General features: G+C 32.8%; 17 protein-coding genes. 1 reads left to right on the plus strand and 16 read right to left on the minus strand.

Going from position 1 to position 19497, the window contains the following annotated elements; genetic code table 11:
• Positions 1-47: 47 nt before the first annotated feature.
• Positions 48-1148, plus strand: a complete 1101-nt coding sequence (locus tag Q0739_RS00160) for a nickel-binding protein (RefSeq protein WP_298236670.1) — start codon at positions 48-50, stop codon at positions 1146-1148.
• Positions 1149-1378: 230 nt separating this feature from the next.
• On the opposite strand, the gene Q0739_RS00165 is transcribed toward Q0739_RS00160, so the two are convergent.
• The 16 genes from Q0739_RS00165 to dnaJ all read right to left on the minus strand — a co-directional run bounded on the left by Q0739_RS00165 (position 1379) and on the right by dnaJ (position 19493).
• Positions 1379-2086: a cytochrome c3 family protein gene (locus Q0739_RS00165; RefSeq protein WP_298236671.1), complete on the minus strand. Its 708-nt coding sequence runs from the start codon at positions 2084-2086 to the stop codon at positions 1379-1381.
• 9 nt (positions 2087-2095) lie between these two features.
• A complete protein-coding gene (locus Q0739_RS00170) occupies positions 2096-3124 on the minus strand; it encodes a ferredoxin--NADP reductase (RefSeq protein WP_298236672.1) in 1029 nt (342 codons plus the stop codon).
• A gap of 5 nt (positions 3125-3129) precedes the next feature.
• Positions 3130-3612 carry a hypothetical protein gene (locus Q0739_RS00175; protein WP_298236673.1) on the minus strand — a complete coding sequence of 161 codons (483 nt, stop codon included), beginning with the start codon at positions 3610-3612 and terminating at the stop codon, positions 3130-3132.
• A gap of 92 nt (positions 3613-3704) precedes the next feature.
• On the minus strand, positions 3705-4517 hold the full coding sequence (locus tag Q0739_RS00180; protein ID WP_298236674.1) for a DUF3365 domain-containing protein: 813 nt from the start codon (positions 4515-4517) through the stop codon (positions 3705-3707).
• Positions 4518-4535: 18 nt separating this feature from the next.
• Positions 4536-4949: a globin family protein gene (locus Q0739_RS00185; protein WP_298236675.1), complete on the minus strand. Its 414-nt coding sequence runs from the start codon at positions 4947-4949 to the stop codon at positions 4536-4538.
• Positions 4950-5141: 192 nt separating this feature from the next.
• The gene (locus Q0739_RS00190) at positions 5142-5900 is read right to left on the minus strand and encodes a Crp/Fnr family transcriptional regulator (protein ID WP_298236676.1); all 759 of its coding nucleotides are present in this window, start codon (positions 5898-5900) and stop codon (positions 5142-5144) included.
• A 60-nt stretch (positions 5901-5960) separates the two neighbouring features.
• Complete coding sequence (locus Q0739_RS00195) at positions 5961-7391, minus strand: rubredoxin domain-containing protein (protein WP_298236677.1); 1431 nt, start codon at positions 7389-7391, stop codon at positions 5961-5963.
• Positions 7391-10912: a nitrate reductase gene (locus Q0739_RS00200; RefSeq protein WP_298236678.1), complete on the minus strand. Its 3522-nt coding sequence runs from the start codon at positions 10910-10912 to the stop codon at positions 7391-7393. The genes Q0739_RS00195 and Q0739_RS00200 overlap by 1 nt, the downstream gene beginning before the upstream one ends.
• A gap of 409 nt (positions 10913-11321) precedes the next feature.
• Positions 11322-11987 carry a response regulator transcription factor gene (locus tag Q0739_RS00205; protein ID WP_298236679.1) on the minus strand — a complete coding sequence of 222 codons (666 nt, stop codon included), beginning with the start codon at positions 11985-11987 and terminating at the stop codon, positions 11322-11324.
• 405 nt (positions 11988-12392) lie between these two features.
• On the minus strand, positions 12393-12773 hold the full coding sequence (locus Q0739_RS00210; RefSeq protein ID WP_298236680.1) for a RidA family protein: 381 nt from the start codon (positions 12771-12773) through the stop codon (positions 12393-12395).
• Between the two features lie 57 nt (positions 12774-12830).
• Complete coding sequence (locus tag Q0739_RS00215) at positions 12831-13994, minus strand: sigma-54 dependent transcriptional regulator (RefSeq protein WP_298236681.1); 1164 nt, start codon at positions 13992-13994, stop codon at positions 12831-12833.
• Positions 13995-13997: 3 nt separating this feature from the next.
• Positions 13998-14861, minus strand: a complete 864-nt coding sequence (locus Q0739_RS00220; protein WP_298236682.1) for a DUF6268 family outer membrane beta-barrel protein — start codon at positions 14859-14861, stop codon at positions 13998-14000.
• 76 nt (positions 14862-14937) lie between these two features.
• Positions 14938-15858, minus strand: coding sequence for a mechanosensitive ion channel domain-containing protein (locus tag Q0739_RS00225; protein WP_298236683.1), 921 nt, complete (start codon positions 15856-15858; stop codon positions 14938-14940).
• A 1-nt stretch (position 15859) separates the two neighbouring features.
• The gene (locus Q0739_RS00230) at positions 15860-17173 is read right to left on the minus strand and encodes an ABC transporter permease (RefSeq protein ID WP_298236684.1); all 1314 of its coding nucleotides are present in this window, start codon (positions 17171-17173) and stop codon (positions 15860-15862) included.
• 3 nt (positions 17174-17176) lie between these two features.
• On the minus strand, positions 17177-18103 hold the full coding sequence (locus tag Q0739_RS00235; RefSeq protein WP_298236685.1) for an ATP-binding cassette domain-containing protein: 927 nt from the start codon (positions 18101-18103) through the stop codon (positions 17177-17179).
• Between the two features lie 277 nt (positions 18104-18380).
• Positions 18381-19493: a molecular chaperone DnaJ gene (gene dnaJ, locus Q0739_RS00240; protein WP_298236686.1), complete on the minus strand. Its 1113-nt coding sequence runs from the start codon at positions 19491-19493 to the stop codon at positions 18381-18383.
• Positions 19494-19497 lie beyond the last annotated feature (4 nt).

Below are 19497 nucleotides of genomic sequence, written 5' to 3' on the forward strand. Positions count from 1 at the left end.
GCTGGTTTTTTGTTTTTTTAAATTAGTACCTTACAAAAAAACAGATTATGCCAATATATATGGACTTCCATGACTTGCCTGATGGTGTTACTGCAGCTCATGTTGCAGAAATGCATCAGGCAGACTTAAAAATTGAACATAAGTATAATTGTCGTGGATTAACTTATTGGTGTGATGAACTAAGACAAACGGCATTTTGCTTGATTGAAGCTCGTAACGAACAAGCCATTATAGATTTGCATCAAAAAGCACATGGAGCTGTTCCACAACGAATTATTGAAGTAAATGATACCATAGTAGAATCTTTTTTAGGCAGAATTAAAGACCCACAAAAATCACAAAACACAAAACTTAATATCATAAACGACCCTGCATTTAGAACATTAATGGTCGTTACTATAAAAAAGAAAAAATTAAGGAGAGAAGGTTACGAAACTTTAAATGCAGCTATTCGTGGCTACAATAAATCAATTACAAATATAATTAGTAAGCAAAAAGGGCGTATCGTGAAAGAAAAAGCAAATACGTATTTAATGTCTTTTGAGTCGGTCACAAACGCTATTAAAAGCGCTCTTGAAATTGAAGAAATTTATAACTATGTAATTACACCAGATCTGCAATTTCAAATTGGCATTAGTGCCGGAATACCAGTAACGAATAAAGAAAACATCTTTGAAGACACCATAAAGAAAGCTAATTATTTATCATACATTTCTAATGATAAAATCACTATCACAAGTGAAGTTAAGGATTTGTATGAAAGTGAAAATAGACAAATTACAATAGACTCTAACAATGAATTCAATGTTATTAACTCTCAAGAAGAAGGGTTTCTGATACAATTAATTGAATATACTGAGAGTGTATGGTCAGATGCAAATATAAATGTTAGAGATTTTCATAAAAATCTTGGATATAGTAAATCGAAACTATATAGAACAATGATGTCTCTAATAGGTATTTCTCCAAATAGTTTTTTAAAACATTATAGATTGAATATGGCTATTGAATTATTAGATAAACAAGAGCTAAATATTTCTGAAATAGCTTATCAAACAGGATTTAGCAGTCCAACTTATTTTTCTAAATGTTTTCAAGATGTATATGGGATTTTACCCTCGAATTATATTAGGTTGCAATCCACATAAACAAAAAAATAAGCAAAAAGTTTATTTTAACAATTCTAAATCCAAACCCTAGCAAACACACCCGCGTTAGGGATTGAAGCGGCATCCTTTTTAAAGCATAGAAATTAATAAGTAAGGGTTTTAAGTATAAATTAGCAGATTGCTACGTCGCTCGCTCCTCGCAAAGACGCTTTAAAAAGATATAGCGGAAAGCCCGACCCTTGTGGTAACGCCCAAAAACTAAAAATTGCTTAATCTTCTAAGGTTTTAAGCCATTCTTCTTGAGAGAGGGCGATGTATTTTTTTACGGTGCCGTATGGGTCTTCGCCTCCATTAAAATAGGCTTTTATTTTTTGCATGGGGATGGTGTCTTTTAGATGTTCTGGCACTTCGTAGGTATGGTTTCCGTGGAAATCGTGACATTGGATGCATGTGGTCCATTCTTCCTTGGCTATTAGCTGCACATGAGAAATATCTAAGGGATCATTTTCTACTTCTAAATCTTGATGACAGTTCATGCAGTAATTGATGTTTTCTACAGATACACGTTCTTCTTGATGCTCGGTATGGCAGGTAATACAGGTTGTGGCATCGATATGTTTTGTGGCTTCTTTAAATCGGGGTTCTGAAAAGCGATAGACTGGATGCCTATCGTTAGGTCTATCGTGACATTGCAAGCAATTATCTACGGTAACGTCCTGTGTGCCAAAATCTACGCTTTCTTCTCTTGCGCCAAAGGCATGAGATATATTGGATTGTACTTGCTGCATTAAATTACCCTTGGCATCGGCATGACATGCAAAACAGGATAACTCGTTATGACCTGTATTCATAGGGCCAATGGACACATACTCTTCAGTAACATCTAAGGTTAAAATGTAAAATAGGGAGCTACCAAGCACCAAGCCTATAATACCTCCTATAAATTGTCTTTTACGTAACGGACTTACCTTAAACATACTTTTGCATTAAATTTCTATAACTACTTTTTCACTAACGGGATAGGTAACACAGGTGAGAATACTACCGCTTTCCACTTCTTCTTCTGGTAATATATGACCTTCAGTCATTTGCACTTCACCTTCTATACACTTGCCTTTACATGTAGAACACATACCCGATCTACATGAATATGGGATTACTATATTTTGAGACATGGCTTGGTTAAGTATAGACTTATCTCCTCTTACTTTAAAGTTATATTCTTCTCCATTATGCTTTAGAGTAACATCACTCAATAAATCTTTACCAGTAACTTTAACTGTTGGACTCTTAAAGACTTCTATCTTTATTTTATCTCGGGTAATGCCATTTTCTGCTAAAACTTCTTTGATTTTTTCCATGTAGCCAAAAGGCCCGCATATCATATATATATGATCTTCATAAGTGATATTATGCTTAATCATTAGGCGATCTATTAACGTTTTTGTAGCTAATCCTGGATTATAATTGTCTTGATACGTCTTATTGGCTGAAATAATATGCTCTACATTAAAGTGTTCTGGATATGCTGTTTCTAGTTTTTTTATGTCTTCATGGAAAATGATAGATTCCATGCTTTGGTTAGCATAAATTAATAGCACTTTGGAATTAGGCTCCTCGGTTAAAACCGATTTAGCTATAGAAAACATTGGTGTTACACCGCTACCTCCTGCGAAAAGCACGTATTGTTTTTGTGCTTTTGATTCTGGCACTACATAAAAAGATCCTGCCGCATCATCTACATTAAGCTTGTCTCCTATTTTAAGATTATCGTGTACATAGTTTGAGACTAACCCTTTTTCTACACGCTTAATAGTGACTTTTAAATCTTTATCGGTATATGGGTTACTACTAAATGAATAAGCGCGTTTATGAGTTGTACCATCAATAGGCACATGAAGCGTTAGGAATTGCCCTGGCTTATACTTCATCTTTTTAAAAAGATTGCCGTTTTTAAAACTGATGCTTACCGCATCATCCGTTTCTTTAATTATATCTCTTATTAATAACTTCATACCACCTACTTATAATAAAACACCATAACAATATGAAACAACATTAAAATAGTTACAACAATGGATGCTGCAACATGAGCAATCATCCAGCCTTTAAATAAGGCATCACTATTATTTTTTATAACATCTAAATTGAAATATCCAAGTAATGTATTTGCGAAAAATATATAAGCGAGTAATAACAAATAGCCATAACCCAAATTCATACTATGTATATAGAAAAGCAAAGGACTAACAGCACCTATCCACTTGTGAATGGTTTGCATTTTCATAGCATGCTTTTTCCACTTCTTAACCGTTCTTGTTAATGAAAGTAACCATTGAAATAGTATAAACAAGGCTAAACCTAAACCAGACCAGCGTTTGTACATTTCGTCTTGTTGAAGCTCTAATAACCAGTGCCATTCCATGTTTAAAAAAAACTGTACAAAGAATGCAACAAGTAATACGAGGCCTATTAAGGTTGATTTATTATTGCTAATAACCATATATTGCTTTAGTTGGTTAGTAAAAAAATTGTAAACTGCCCAAACGCCGATGAAAGTTATGAGCAGTATTACAATCTAACACTAAACAGATTTTATTTTGCAGCTACCAAGTGCTTCATCGTTTCGTAAGACGATAGCTTTCTTACACTATCCAAGAACACTTCTGGGGTAGGTAGATATTTACCATCAGCTGGCCATTTATCTCCTATTTCTGGTTTTTCACTTTCTTTAAAAGCTTCAATTTCATCCAAGTACTCCATATAAATATCCACTGTACCTTTTGCATAAGAATTCAATACGGCTACGGTTTCTTTATAGGTCAATGAATCTTTAGGGTATTGCCATGTTGTAGCGCCCATAACATCACCTAATTTCCAATCAGATTTTGAGGTTTGTGGATGATCGTTATGACAGGTTACGCAGGCACCAGCACTTGCTAAATCAGCAAACATAGCGGTGTGTAACTTTTGGTCGTCATCATAAAAAAACTGCGGTTTTTGATCTTTTTTTATGGTTTCAAATAAATTCGCTTGCTTTCCAACAAATTTATTAGCAGCATTAATTGGAAAATCAGAACCAAGATATAAACCTAATGGTACTGGGCTCTTTTTTATACTAGTGGCTACGCCTCTTAAAAATAAAGCGGGAAGCGGGCCAGCTTCTACATCATCTTTTCTCCAATCTTCATCAAATTTCATCCCTTGCTTTTTACCACCACCAACAATAGCTTTAGTATATAATGTTCTAGTTACATCATTTTCTTTAGCAACCATTTCCAAGACTTCTTCTACTGCAAATACTTTTTCTTCTCCAGCTGAAGCTGTTTTCTCTTCTGGAACACCGCCACAAGAATTCAATACACAAATACTTAAAACTGGAACTATAATTTTGGTTATTGCTTTCATATTTAAAAATTTTATTGGTTAGTAAGACGCTTTAATCATAACATCTGCCATTGTTCCATAAACATCAGCCCATGCTGTTTTAACTTCAGGAGTAAAATCATCTCCCAATCCAGCCTCAAGGGTTCCAAGAAGTGCTGCCCCTACAGTATTATAATGTGATGGCTCTACTTTATACTCTACATGACGTTTTCCTAAGCCTTCTAAAACAGGGATAAGTGCTTCTATATTACTTAATCCCGCAACAGCAGCTGCAAGCATAGTCATTAACTTGTTTCCTTGCGACTTCATAGCCTCTTCTCCACTTGGAAACAATGGTTTTAATTGTGGGTCTAATTCAAATAATTTTGAATAAAATATTTCTGCAGCCTGAGGTGCTATTGGTTTTACTTTTTCAAATGACTCTTGTACAAGAGTGACGGTTTTTGCTTCCATAATTAGTACATTTTTGATTTGTTTACTTAGAAAAATAAGTATTAATACTTACACAAGACAAATGTAAAATGTTGATTTCTAAATAATCATGTTAAAGAACAGCCGAAAATGGTCTTTTACATCATATTTTAAACTGACAAAACGCAGGAAACTATGAAAATACAATTGAGAATGGGTTGACTGAATATAGATTTAAGTATCAAGAAAATAGTTATGATCATTAATCTCCTTTTTGAGAAGTTGAATGTCGTTAATACCAATTTTCTTTCCTTGAGCAGAAATAAGATTTTCCTTTTTTAATGCTGAAAAGACACGAATTACTTGTTCTTCAGTAGTACCAGCATAATCGGCATATTCTTTTCTACTTAACGGTAGGTTTAGAAACCCTCTTAAATCACCAAATTTTCTATGAATATATAACAATGAATCAATAACACGTTCGCGCACCGTCATTTGAGAAATGGACTTTACCTTGTTTTCGCTTCTGTTTAATTCATTAGCATAGAACAACATCATATCATACGCAAACTTTGGATTTTTAAGTAAGGCTTCTTGTAGACCCTCTTTAGAAAAATAACATAAAACAGAATCTTGTAAGGCAATTGCCCCAATAGAATAATACTCTTCAGTACCAAAACCACGATGTCCTATTATTTCACCTTCCTTTGCGAAACGAACAATTTGTTCACGTCCGTTAATTCCTGTTCTAAATACTTTAACAGTACCTTTTAAAATAAGAAATAGTCCATTAACAGGAGCGCCTTCAATTATAAATTGCTGCCCCTTTTTACACTTAATATTATTTTTATTATTGATGAACTGTGAATCATAAAAGTTACCTATATTCCTATTAATTAAACAGTTTTTATTCTCACATATACTACACGAAGTTTCTGTAGCGTTATGCTTTCTGGCTGTTCTAAAGTCTATATTTTGATTTACTATTGGCAAATTTTATATCTTAAAATTAAATCAACTAATTATTTTGAAATAAGCATGAGAAAAAAATCATCATTTTATTAAAATTTTCTTCTCAAAACTACTCTTTGGTGCTTCACAAAGTGAACATTCGTATGTTTCAGAAAGACTTTCAAAGGTTGTGTTTGGAGCAATATTTTGGGTTACATCTCCATAAATTTCATTATAAATAGTTAAGCATTCTTTACATTGATATACCGCTTCCTTAAAAGTTTCTTTATTAAGCTCTAATTGTTTTTCTTCTTCTCTTTCAGTTCCTAACTGTTTAAAATACAACTGACTCAGTTCCATTAATAATCCTGGTAATTCTACCTTATCCACATCTTGAACATGCATGATGTATTTACGTGTGTTAGGATCAAAATTTTTAGCATAAAGCAAATTATATGTATCTCTTATTTTAAAATCTCCAATAGAACTAGGTAGTTTATTTTTTTCAATAACTATGGATGTAAAATTATAAGTATCGCTATCATAACTAGTAATACCAAAGGTTAACCCATACGTACTAATATCATTTTGGTCGAAATTAGTAACTAAATATTTTTTAAGATTGAGGGCTTCTTTATCATTTACTGGTAAATGCCAATTCATCTCTAACATAGAGTGGCGCACGTTGATTCCGAATTTACCTAAGAATTTTTCCCACTGTAACTTTGCATGTAATGGAATACCTTTAACAATAAAAGATTTCCATGGTGTTATAGATATTTTACCTATTTTATTTTCAGAACATAAATCGCACATCGCTTTTAAAAACGGAATATCATATCTGTTATTTCTCCAATATAATCCTAACCAATACCTATCTGTTCCTATTCGATTCATACCTTCATAATACGGAAATGGGTAGAAAGGAACTTCTAGGGGTTTATTAACAGTTCGGTTGTTAGTATCAATAGCATCACTAACTAAATCAAAAACGGTTTCAATGGTTTCTGGTTCTTCAATTAAAATATTTTCAATAGCCAATTCAACTTTACCCATATCCCAACTATATATAAGCGCGGGATACATTTTTGTTTTTTTCCAATCAGGTAGTCTCAAATATAAATACCAGTAATCTTCATATTCTGAGGCTATAAAATTAACATTGCCAGTAAACAGAGGTACTAAACGTTGCTTTGGATCTATAACATTTATACGCAGTTTTGGATTATGCTTAAACTGCTCTAAAACATATAAATAACGTTCGCCTGTTAACCATGAAGTACTTGGCAAAATTTCAGATGAAACATAAGACGACGCAATATTTTCAACACCATCACTTTTTGGTTTTACAAATTGAATTTTATCAAACTGACTAAACTTGCTTTCATCTATTTCCTCTGGAAAAATAATATCTTGTCGGGACCCAAAAGATATAGCGTCTAAACCTAAAAATTCTGCCGCTTCACAAATATATTTTAATTCTCCTGGTGATAAAACACCGCCATTAATCATTAATCTATAAGGTTCCTTCATTATACTAATAGTTTTGAATTTTGAAGAATATCTCTTACCTCAGTTTTACAACTACCACAACCTAAACCAGCGCCAGTTCTATTACATAATTCAGTAAAATCTACACAGCCTTTTGAAATGGCTTCTTCAATATTTCCTACACCAACTTGACTACAAGAACATACCAACTTTCCTAAAACAGGAACATTATTTGAAGTACTTCGAAGCAATTTGTCTCGCTTTTCAGCCATTTCAATCTTGCTTTCTATCATAGTTTTAAATTCGGCAAATTCATTTTTATCACCCATTAAAACAGCACCAACTAACAAATCATCTTTTACAATACATTTTTTATAATACCGCTTTTTAATATCTGTAAAAATAATTTCTTCATAACTATCATCATGTTCTGGCACATTTATATCACCTATACTACAAAGGTTTAAATCATTAAATTTTAGAATATTCATTAATACAGATCCTTTGTAAGAACAACTAATATCGCCTGCAATATAATTTGCTAAGATGTTAGCTTGTTCTTCTGCAGCAGATGTAATTCCGAACAATTGGTTGTTGTATTCGGCTATTTCACCTATGGCAAAAATATCTGGATGTGACGATTGTAAATGTTGATTTACTTGAACACCTCGACTACAACTTATGCCATTTTCTCTAGCTATTTCTATATTTGGAATTGTACCTATAGCGTATACAATAGCATTAGCGGTTATAAACTTTCCACTTTTTAAAGTGATGTTTAATTCGGCTGTATCATCATCATCAAACACCGTACTCACTTCATTATCAAAGTAAATTTGAATACCACGTTCTTGAACATCTAAAGCTAATAATTTGCTAGACACTTTATCTAACTGACGCTCCATTAAACGCGAACCACGCTGAACAATCGTTATTTTAACATTTTTATGCTTCATGGCAGCTGCTAACTCCAAACCTAATAATCCACCACCTACAATAACCACATGCTGCTCTTCAGGTGACAGCCCTGTAGCATCTAAATAACTTTTAAAGCTATCTGCATCACTTTTATTACGCATGGTAAAACGTCCAGGTAAATCTATTTGAACATCCTTTGGAATAAAGGCGCGACTACCTGTTGCTAATATTAATTTATCGAAATTATGATTAGCACCGTTACTGTCTAAAACTACTTTTTGATCTTTATCAATTTTTGTAATAAAAGTTTCAGGATGTAGATGAATATTTAACTTTTTAAGGGCTGTTTCTTTAATCTTAAGAAGTTGTTCCCATGATAATTCCTCTGTAACATACTCTGGTAATAATACTCTGTTATAAAACAAATTTGGTTCTTTTGAAAACACATGAATTTCATCAACTTCATTTTGTTCTCTATAATTTTGTATGAATCTGAATGCCGCAGCTCCAGCACCAACGACAATTATTTTTTCAACTGATTTTTTATACTTGGAAACTGAAACACAGGTAAACTTAAAGTCTGGTTCTTTAGATATGGGATCGACAAGTGTATTTGTTAAATTATTTGCTCTATTTAAATTACTTTGCAATTGTTTTCCCCAGTGCATTGGTAAAAACACGACGCCTTTTTTAATGTTTTCGGTAATTTTAGCACGCACTCGAACCACACCATTCTCACTTTTAATTTCGGTAATTGTACCCTCAATAATTTTATTTAAGTAAGCATCCACAGGATGAATTTCTAAAACAGGTGTTGGGTAATGCGTTTTTAAACGCGATACCTTTCCTGTTTTTGTCATTGTATGCCATTGATCTCGTACACGACCTGTAGTTAATATTAATGGATAATTTGATGTTGGTTGTATAGAGGTATTCTCAATAGAACTCGGTAAATTAAACTGTGCTTTTTGAGATGGTGTATAAAACTTTTTATCTGTAAATAAACGAGGAGTACCTTGATGTCTGTATTCTGGCACAGGCCATTGGAAAGTACCTTCATTTTTTAATCTATCATAATTAAGAAAAGATACGTCAATATTTGTGCCTTTGGTCATTGATGCATACTCATCGTAAATTTCTGAGACACTATTATAATTAAATCCACGGAAACCCATGCGTTGTGCAAAATCACAGAATATTTCAACATCTGGTCGAGCTTCACCTGGAGCTTGAATTTCTTTTGGTAAGTATGAAATTCGACGTTCGGAATTCGTCATAGTACCTTCTTTTTCTAACCATGCCGCCGCTGGTAACACTAAATCTGCAAAAGCAACCGTATCTGATTTATGAGAAATCTCTTGAACCACAACAAACTTTGCATTTTTCATGGCTTTTTCAATACGATTCAAATTAGGTAAGCTTACCAATGGGTTTGTACATGCAATCCAAACCGCTTTCATTTTACCGCTTTCTAATGCATTAAACATTTCGGTAGCTGTGAGTCCGGGTTTTGGATTTATTTTATCTACACCCCAAAATTGAGCAACTTCTCTACGATGCTCTTCATTCATTAAATCCTTATGAACCGCCAACAAATTAGCCATACCTCCTACTTCTCGTCCACCCATAGCATTGGGCTGTCCTGTTAATGAGAAAGGTCCAGCACCAGGTTTTCCAACTTGCCCCGTAATTAAAGACAAGTTTAAAAGCGATACATTCTTATCTGTTCCCACTACACTCTGGTTGAGCCCCATAGCCCACATACTAATAAAGCCTTTTGAAAGCCCTATAATATCTGCAGTTTTTCGAATATCTTTTTCTGATACACCACATAATCTTGAAGCTTGCTTCAAAGAGGTTTTAAAAATTAACTCTTTATAGTCTTGAAAACCTTGAGTGTGATTTTTTATGAATTCTTCGTCGATTAAGCCACGTTTATACAAACAGCGCCCAATGGCATTATATAATATCACATCTGTTCCTGGAAGGAGTTGTAAATGTAAATCGGCAAAATTAGCAGTGTCCGTTTTTCTAGGGTCAACTACAATAACTTGAACATCTGGATTCTCCTCTTTATGCTTTTCTAATCGTCTGAATAGAATAGGATGACACCACGCAGGGTTTGCACCTGTAATTAAAAACGTATCAGCCAATTCAATATCGGCATAAGAAATAGGTACAGAATCTTCTCCAAAAGCTTTTTTATAGCCTACTACCGCAGAACTCATACATAAACGCGAGTTTGTATCGATATTATTGGTTCCTAAAAAGCCTTTTGTGAGTTTATTGGCAATGTAATATTCTTCGGTTAAACTTTGTCCAGACACGTAAAAACCAACGCTATCTGGCCCATGTTTTTTGATGATAGATTTAAAAACGCTAGCTGCTCTATCCAAAGCATCATCCCAACTTACACGCTCTCTTGGGTGTGAGCGACTCCAACGCATTTCTGGGTATAAAATTCTATCGGAAGTATCATTTGCTACGTAATGCAAATTCATCCCTTTAGAACATAACATGCCCTTATTTACTGGATGGTCTTTATCACCTTCAACAAAAACGGTATTGTTAGCATCTTTTTTAACTATAATTCCACAGCCAACACCACAATAAGAACACGTTGTTTTTACTTCGTTTTTAATCATCTAAGGCAAGCATTTAATACGAATTAAACCAATAATTATTTAGTAATCAAGTCTCTAGTCTATTATTCCTAATACTTTAAAAAAGTTCTTTTTTATTTCTAATTTGATAAAAAACTGTGTTAAAAATTTTGACTTTAATGTTTCATTAGTATAGTATAAACAGACTTTAAACAGTATCAAATCTACGTATTAATACTTAATTTTAATATTAAAAATTACGTAATACCGAATAATTATGAGGTTGATAATTTTGAAATATGGATTTTGAGGATTTGGTAAAAATGAAGATTAAAATTTGTACGATTTTAATGATTTATGTTTATCTCATTATTATAAACCAATTAATAAAAGCTTTAAATACGCTAGAAAAATTTATTGACTTCATTAAAATATGAAATAGCTATAGATATTACACTAACCCAAACGCCTTAGCTTTATTACTCAATTCCATTAAATTCTTAACCTCTAGCTTTTTCATCAAGTTAAAACGATGCACTTCTGCGGTACGTTTGCTGATTTTGAGTTCTTCTGCAATATCTTTATTGTTCTTTAATTGCAAAACTAAATTAAGTATTTGCTTTTCACGCTTAGTTAATTTAAAAGGGTCTTCTTTTATTTCTACTTTAGGAGTTACTGCTGTGTTAGTATTACCATTTACAAAATTATTCATGATTATAGCAGATACATCGCCAGTGAAATACTTACCACCAGAAGCGACTTTAGTAACTGCTTTTAAAAACTCCTCTTTACTAGCCCCTTTTAATAAATAACCATCGGCACCTGCTTGAATAGCTTGTACTACGTATTCTTCTGAATCGTGCATGGATAATACTAGGGTTCTTACATCTTTATGAGATTTACTCATCTCGCCTACCACTTCAATACCATTCATTTCTGGCATTCTGATATCCACAATCAACACATGGGGTTTGTTTCTAGCAATGACTTCTAAAGCCTCTTTTCCGTTTGATGCTTCATCTATCACTACAATCCCTGATTGGTCTTCTAAAAGTGCTTTGATACCATCTCTTACTAAAACGTGGTCGTCTGCAAGTACAACATTGATTATATCCATATAATTTAATATGTTAACCCATTTCGCTTAAAAAACTATACGGGTTTATTTTTAATTTTGATTCAGACCTGTCAGGTTTTAGAAACCTGATAGGTCTGAAAATAATGTGTTTTAACATTAAAGTTACACCTACAAGGTTTTAAAAAATCTCGCAGGATAATAAGTACAAAAGTAATAAAATTACGTAATTCTACGTATTATTTGGGTGTTGATTATTGGAAAAACAACTTATTATTTTGAATTAACTTGTATATTATAAAATAATGAATTGTCATTTCGACGCTAGGAGAAATCTCATCATACACTTTAAAAACTTACTTAAATGTGATGTCTCACTCACGTTCGACATGAATAAGAGACATTATTAACACTTTTAAAATAATTCAACTAAAAAACCCAACTCTACTAAGGCTTCAAAGCAGTCACTTGAATTTCAATTTTCATCTTATCATCCGCAAGTCCTGCAGAAAACATAGTTGCAGCAGGTTTTATAGATCCTAAGTATTTTTTAAGCACCGGCCAACACAACTCAAACTCATTCGCATTTGGCAAAATATAAGTTATACGAACAATATCAGATAGACCTGCACCAGCTTGTTCTAGTGTGTTTTTTATATTCAAAAAGCATTGTTCTGTTTGTTTTATAATATCATCACTGATAGTCATTGTTTCATAATTATAACCTGTAGTTCCTGAAACAAATACCCAATTGCCTTGAACTACAGCTCTTGAGTATCCTATTTTTTCTTCGAATGTAGAACCTGAACTTATTAGTTTTCTTTTCATGGGGTGTTTGTTTTAAATCACTTCATTATCAAATTAGACTTTTAAGAGAGTTTATTATTATTTAGAAGCAAACAACTTCACATCCTCTTCACTTACTTCGTTACCACCGAGTATAATTAAGCGCTCAATAACATTTCGAAGTTCACGGATATTTCCGGTCCAATCATAATCCTGAAGTAGCTTAATGGCTTTTGCTGTAAAGGACTTTTTAGCTGTACCTTGTTCTGTAGCTATTTTATTAGCAAAATGCTCTACTAGCAATGGAATATCATCGCGTCTTTCGTTTAAAGCTGGAACTTTAACAAGTATAACCGCTAATCGATGATATAAATCTTCTCGAAATCTGCCATCGGCTATTTCCTTTTTTAAATCTTTATTTGTTGCAGCAACCACACGAACATTCACCTTAATGTCTTTATCGCTTCCTACACGCTGTATACGACTTTCTTGTAATGCTCTTAATACTTTAGCTTGAGCAGACAAACTCATATCGCCAATTTCATCTAAAAAAATAGTACCACCATTAGCCGCTTCAAATTTACCAGCCCTATCTTTAGCAGCACTCGTAAAAGCACCTTTAACATGCCCAAACAATTCACTTTCTATTAACTCGCTAGGTATGGCTGCACAGTTAACTTCAATCATGGGTGCTTTAACACGATCACTCTTTTCGTGCAACCAGTGTGCTACTAGCTCTTTTCCAGTTCCATTTGGACCTGTAATTAAAACACGAGCGTCTGTTGGAGCTACTTTGTCTATAATATTTTTTATTTGAGAAATAGCGTCACTCTCTCCTATCATTTCATATTTCTTACTTACCTTTTTCTTTAGAATTTTATTTTCAACAACCAATTCTTTTCTATCCAAAGCATTTCTTACGGTATTAAGCAAACGATTTAAATCTGGTGGTTTAGAAATGTAATCAAAAGCACCTAAGCGCATGGTATTAACAGCAGTATCTAAATCTCCATGGCCCGAAATCATAACAATTGGTATTTCTGGTTTTATTTTTTTTACGGCTTCTAAAACTTCAACACCATCCATTTTTGGCATTTTAATATCACAAAGAATTAAATCGAAATCTTCCTTTTTAATTTTCTCAATACCCAATAAACCATCTTCGGCTTCATCTACTTTATAAGTATCATTTTCTTCAGATAAAATTTTAACAAGCACACGTCTAATGGCAGCTTCATCTTCTATTACTAATATTTTCGACATATTTTATATTTTAAATTTAATTCCAGTTCTTAAATAAAACGCATTTAGATCGTCTAATTTAAAAATTTCCTCTCTATTTTGGTTTCGTAACACATTATTTAATCTCAATGTATTTCCTACATACATATAGGCTACTAAATGTTTAGTAAAGCAATATTCGTACCCAAAACCTCCAATGATTACAGATAGCGAAATATGTTCTACATTTTCTCTGTTAACAATTGTTGGTGATTGCAGGTGAGCCAAGTAACCATCTAGTCCAACAAAGGCTTGCAAATTATTTCTTTTATTAAATGTATATTTTAAATTAGACTTAGGTATCCCTGCATTATAACTCCATTTTTTATTTATCTCTCTATAATAACTAATAAATGGCAACGGAAAAGGTAAACCTGTTGTGGCGTTATAGGTTAATCCTAATATTAATCGGGAAGGGCGATTGGAATTTTCATCTTTAGTTTTGTCTTTTATAAAAAGTACAGCACCATTCATAAAAAAATCATCTTCAGTAATTTGACCTGTTAGTGTAGACGCTATTCTAGGATTAAATTTTATTGCAAACCGCCATTCTTTATTCCATTTGAAGGTATAACCTAAATTCAAATCTATGACGTGAATTTTGTCTAAACTTGCAGTATCAAATGGATAGACATCTTCCAGATTAAGTAAAATACGATTATACTCCGCTCCAACTAATACATATACATCTTTTTTAAGTTCTATGGGGTAATTTAAAATGGCTCTTAATCTTGTGTATTGGTCTTCAGAATTACTTTTAGGAATAAAAGAATACTCAATACGTGCTATATCTGTATTTTGAGCACTGGCAACTGCTGACATAATAATAAAGCCAAAAATTAATTTCATTTTTAGGCTTATTCTATTCACAAGCAATTTCAAAGAATAACTCAAGTGATTTTTATTAAGAGATTTACATATCTGGCTATTGAAAAATATGAATATCCCTTTGAGGAAACGGAATACTAACATTATTTTCTCTAAACAATCGGTCTATTTCAAACCTAATTTCACTTTTAGGAAAACGGACATTAAAACTATCATTGATTGTAAATGCTACTTTAAAATCTAATGAGCTCTCCCCGAAGTTTGTAAATAAAACTGTTGGCTCTGGGTAATCCAAAACATATTCACAACCCTTTGCGGCCTTAAGTAACAACTTTTTAACCAGTTGTACATCGCTACCATATGCTACTCCTACATCGACACTCTCGCGAGTGGTTGTGCCATTTTGTGTCCAATTGTATAGACTGTTAGTAAGATATAAATGGTTAGGTATTATTAATACTTTATTATCTACCGTGGTTGCTCGCGTGGTTCTTAACTTTATTTCTTCAACACGACCAACTTTGCCTTCTAACTCAATAATATCTCCAACATGTACCGATTGATCAACCAGAATGAAAATTCCAGAAATTATATCTTGAAATAGGGTTTGAAGCGCTAAACCAATACCTATTAATAATGCTGCAGAAGCAGCGAAAATTGCTGTAACATTAACACCAATTGAATCGAATACTATGAGTGTTACTATAATATAAATAACCCATCTAGCAAAGGTAAAAACTGTATTAAATTTAGCCTTATCTTGATTTGGCATATTCCTAGTTACCAGTTTTTTAACCCATCTTAACACATAGGTTGTTGTCAACATAACAAGCGCAATAAGCAATACATATTTTACTCTTAAAACAATGTCATGAGCTTCGTCTCCTGTACCATAAGTAAAATCAATAATTTTGAATTCCAGAAAATCTACAAATTTTTCCCACATAGAACTTTGTGTAACAACTTCTTCGGCTTGCTCTACTTTATTTTCTAATTTATCTGATACTTGATCTTGCATTTTAGTACTTAATCCATTTAATTAATTCCTTATAACTTGGTTTTTTACCATACATTAAAATACCCACACGATAAATTTTTGCTGCAAACCAGACCGTTCCCATAAAAGTCCCTACCAAAAATAGTAATGAAACTATTTGCTGCCATATGGGAACTCCAAACGGAATTCTCATGAGCATAACCACTGGTGATGTTAACGGAATAAACGAAAATACCGTTGATACAGTTCCATGTGGATCTTCAATTACTGTAAAAATACCAATATATACTGCCAAAATTAAGGGCATTAAAATGGGCAGCAAAAACTGTTGTGTATCTGTTTCATTATCTACTGCTGCACCTATTGCAGCATATAGCGAACTATACAGTAGATAACCACTAATAAAGAACAATATAAAAGCTACAACTAAATTAGTTAACGGCATATTGAAAAAAGCCATCATAATATCTTGAACTTTCATACTCATTTCTGGATTCTCCATAGCTTGTTTCATCATTTCTTGCTGTGGTGATTGCATTTGTGCAAAATCAATACCTAGAACTGATGACACTATAAGCATAAGTAACCCTCCTAAAACCAGCCAAATCACAAATTGGGTGATTCCAGCAAGTGAAGTTCCTATAATTTTACCAAGCATTAATTGCACTGGTTTTACAGATGAAATTATAACTTCTATTATTCTGCTGGTCTTTTCCTCAATAACACTGCGCATTATCATGTTGCCATAAATAATAATAAACATGAATAACAAGTATCCTGCGGCACCACCAAAAATAAGTTTCACAATACTATCAATCTTAGATGTTTCTTCTCCTTCAAAACTCTCCTGAATCATATTCACCTTAATTTTAGATGACTCAATTAAACCTAAATCAACGCCGTTATTTTGAAGATTAATGTTTGTTAATTTACTTTCTAATTGATCTTCCAAATCTGAAATTACTGTTATAGAGGGAGACTCTTCTGAATAAAATTTAACATGATTTGACACCGTATTTAAATCTTCAATTTTTGCTATATGTAGCAACCCATAAGTTTCTGATTTTATGGATAATAACATAGCATTTTCTAAAGAAATTCCCTTTAAAACGTCATACTTTATTTTTTCTGAATCTTTAAAGATATCTTGCACTAAACCAGATTCATCTAAAACGGAAATATTACGAACTTTATCATTATTTAATTGTGATAAATAAGCCACTACAGCTATGAGTGCAATCATAATCATCGGACTTAAAATAGTCATGACTATAAATGATTTGTTCTTAACTTTTGTTAAATATTCACGCTTAATAATTAGTGGTAAATGATTCATAAATTAATGATTCTTTACTGTTTGAATAAAAATATCGTTTACACTTGGAATTAACTCAACAAAGTGAGATACTTCCCCTCTAGAACCTAAATAACTCAATAAATCGTTTGGTTTTTCTGAATCTGATAGCTTAATATTTAATTTCAATTCATCTTCGAGTGTTTTGAAACTAGCTTGGGAAATATCAAATTTTTGAGATAATTCAGTTTGAAGCAGTTCTTTATTTGTTGCTCTAATGCCTACTTCATAAGTATTGGCTTTGTACTTTCTTTTTACATCAATGAGTTTCCCAGCTAAAATCTTATTTGATTTATGAATTAAAGCAATATCATCACATAGCTCTTCAACAGATTCCATTCTATGTGTTGAAAAAATAACAGTCGCCCCTTCTTCTCTCAAACGTAAGATTTCATCCTTTATAATATTAGCGTTTATAGGATCAAATCCAGAGAAGGGTTCATCAAAAATGAGCAATTTAGGTTGATGCAACACAGTAACTACAAATTGTATTTTTTGTGCCATCCCTTTAGATAATTCTTGTATCTTCTTATTCCACCAATCACTTATATCAAAACGATCGAACCAATACTTTAATCGTGTTTTTGCTTCAGAATGTGTCAATCCTTTTAATTGCGCTAAATATAATGCCTGTTCTCCAACTTTCATAGACTTATACAACCCACGTTCTTCTGGTAAATACCCAATATCTTTTATATGAGTATCCCGAAGCAATTCACCATCTAAATGAACTGTTCCTTCATCTGGCATTGTAATTTGATTGATAATTCTAATCAATGTTGTTTTTCCAGCACCATTAGGACCTAACAAGCCAAAAATACTACCTTTTGGTACTGATATGGATACTTGGTTTAAAGCTTTAAAAGCTCCGAAATTTTTAGAAACTTGATTAACTTCTAAGAGGTTTTTCATTCCTGTTTTTTGAATATAAATGGTATTTGTAAATATATTAAATGTTATAAACTTTAATGTATGAATTTTGCTAAAGCTAAAAAAAACAAAACCCACCCTTAAAACTAATTAAGGATGGGAAAAAAATTGCTATGAAAAAGAAAAATTATCACTAAAATAAATTAGTGATACATCAAATATAGTTTTTTTTTCAATACTAATAGCAAAACTATTAAATAAGTTGTTCTAAAAAACAATCTACTTTTAGGCAGATTATCTAAAATTTTATGATGTTTAACTAAGAAAACATATCCTTGACTTTTTCAAAGAAAGACTTATCTGAACTTTCAGGTTTTGGCGAAAAATGTTCGTCATCCCGCATGGTTTCAAAAAACTCTTTTTGTTGTTTGCTTAATGTTTTTGGTGTCCAAACATTTACATGAACTAACAAATCACCTTTTCCATAACCGTTAATACTTGGGATACCTTTTCCGCGCAAGCGTAATATTTTACCAGATTGAACACCTGCTTCAACTTTAATACGTACTTTTCCTGTAACAGTATCTATTTCTTTAGAAGTTCCTAAAACCGCGTCTGGGTAACTTACATACAAATCGTAATGCAAATTGTCGCCTTCTCGTTGTAATTTATCATGCTCTATTTCTTCTATAGCAACCAATAAATCTCCTGAAATTCCATTACCTGGTGCTTCATTTCCTTTACTAGACACTTTAAGCTGCATGCCATCGACAACACCTGCTGGAATTTTAATAGAAACCGTTTCTTCTGCTATTTTAAGACCTTGAGCATCTGCATCGGCTGGTTTTATATCAATGGTTTGCCCTGCACCTCCACATACATTACAAGGTGCAGAAGTTTGCATTCTTCCTAAAATAGTATTAGCTATTCTAGTAACTTGCCCGCTACCGTTACATGTAGAACATGTTTTATATGTTGTGCCTGGAGCTTGAACCTTTCGTTTTACTTTTATTTTTTTCTCTACGCCATTGGCAATTTCTTCTAAAGTAAGTTTTACGCGAATACGCAAATTACTTCCCTTAACACGACGTTGACCACCGCCACCAAAGCCAGAGAATCCACCACCAAAACCACCACCAAAAATATCGCCAAATTGACTGAATATGTCGTCCATATTCATGCCTCCGCCACCAAAGCCACCACCATTTTCAAATGCTTGGTGACCGAATTGGTCGTAACGTGCTTTCTTATCGGCATTGCTTAAGACTTCATAGGCTTCGGCTGCTTCCTTAAATTTAGCTTCTGCATCCTTATCATCTGGATTTTTATCTGGATGAAATTGAATCGCTTTTTTTCTGTAAGCTTTTTTTATTTCGGAATCACTAGCTCCTTTGCTAATCCCTAATATTTCGTAATAATCTCTTTTTGCCATGTGT

The sequence above is a fragment of the uncultured Algibacter sp. genome (assembly GCF_947487605.1).
Taxonomy (GTDB): domain Bacteria; phylum Bacteroidota; class Bacteroidia; order Flavobacteriales; family Flavobacteriaceae; genus Algibacter_D.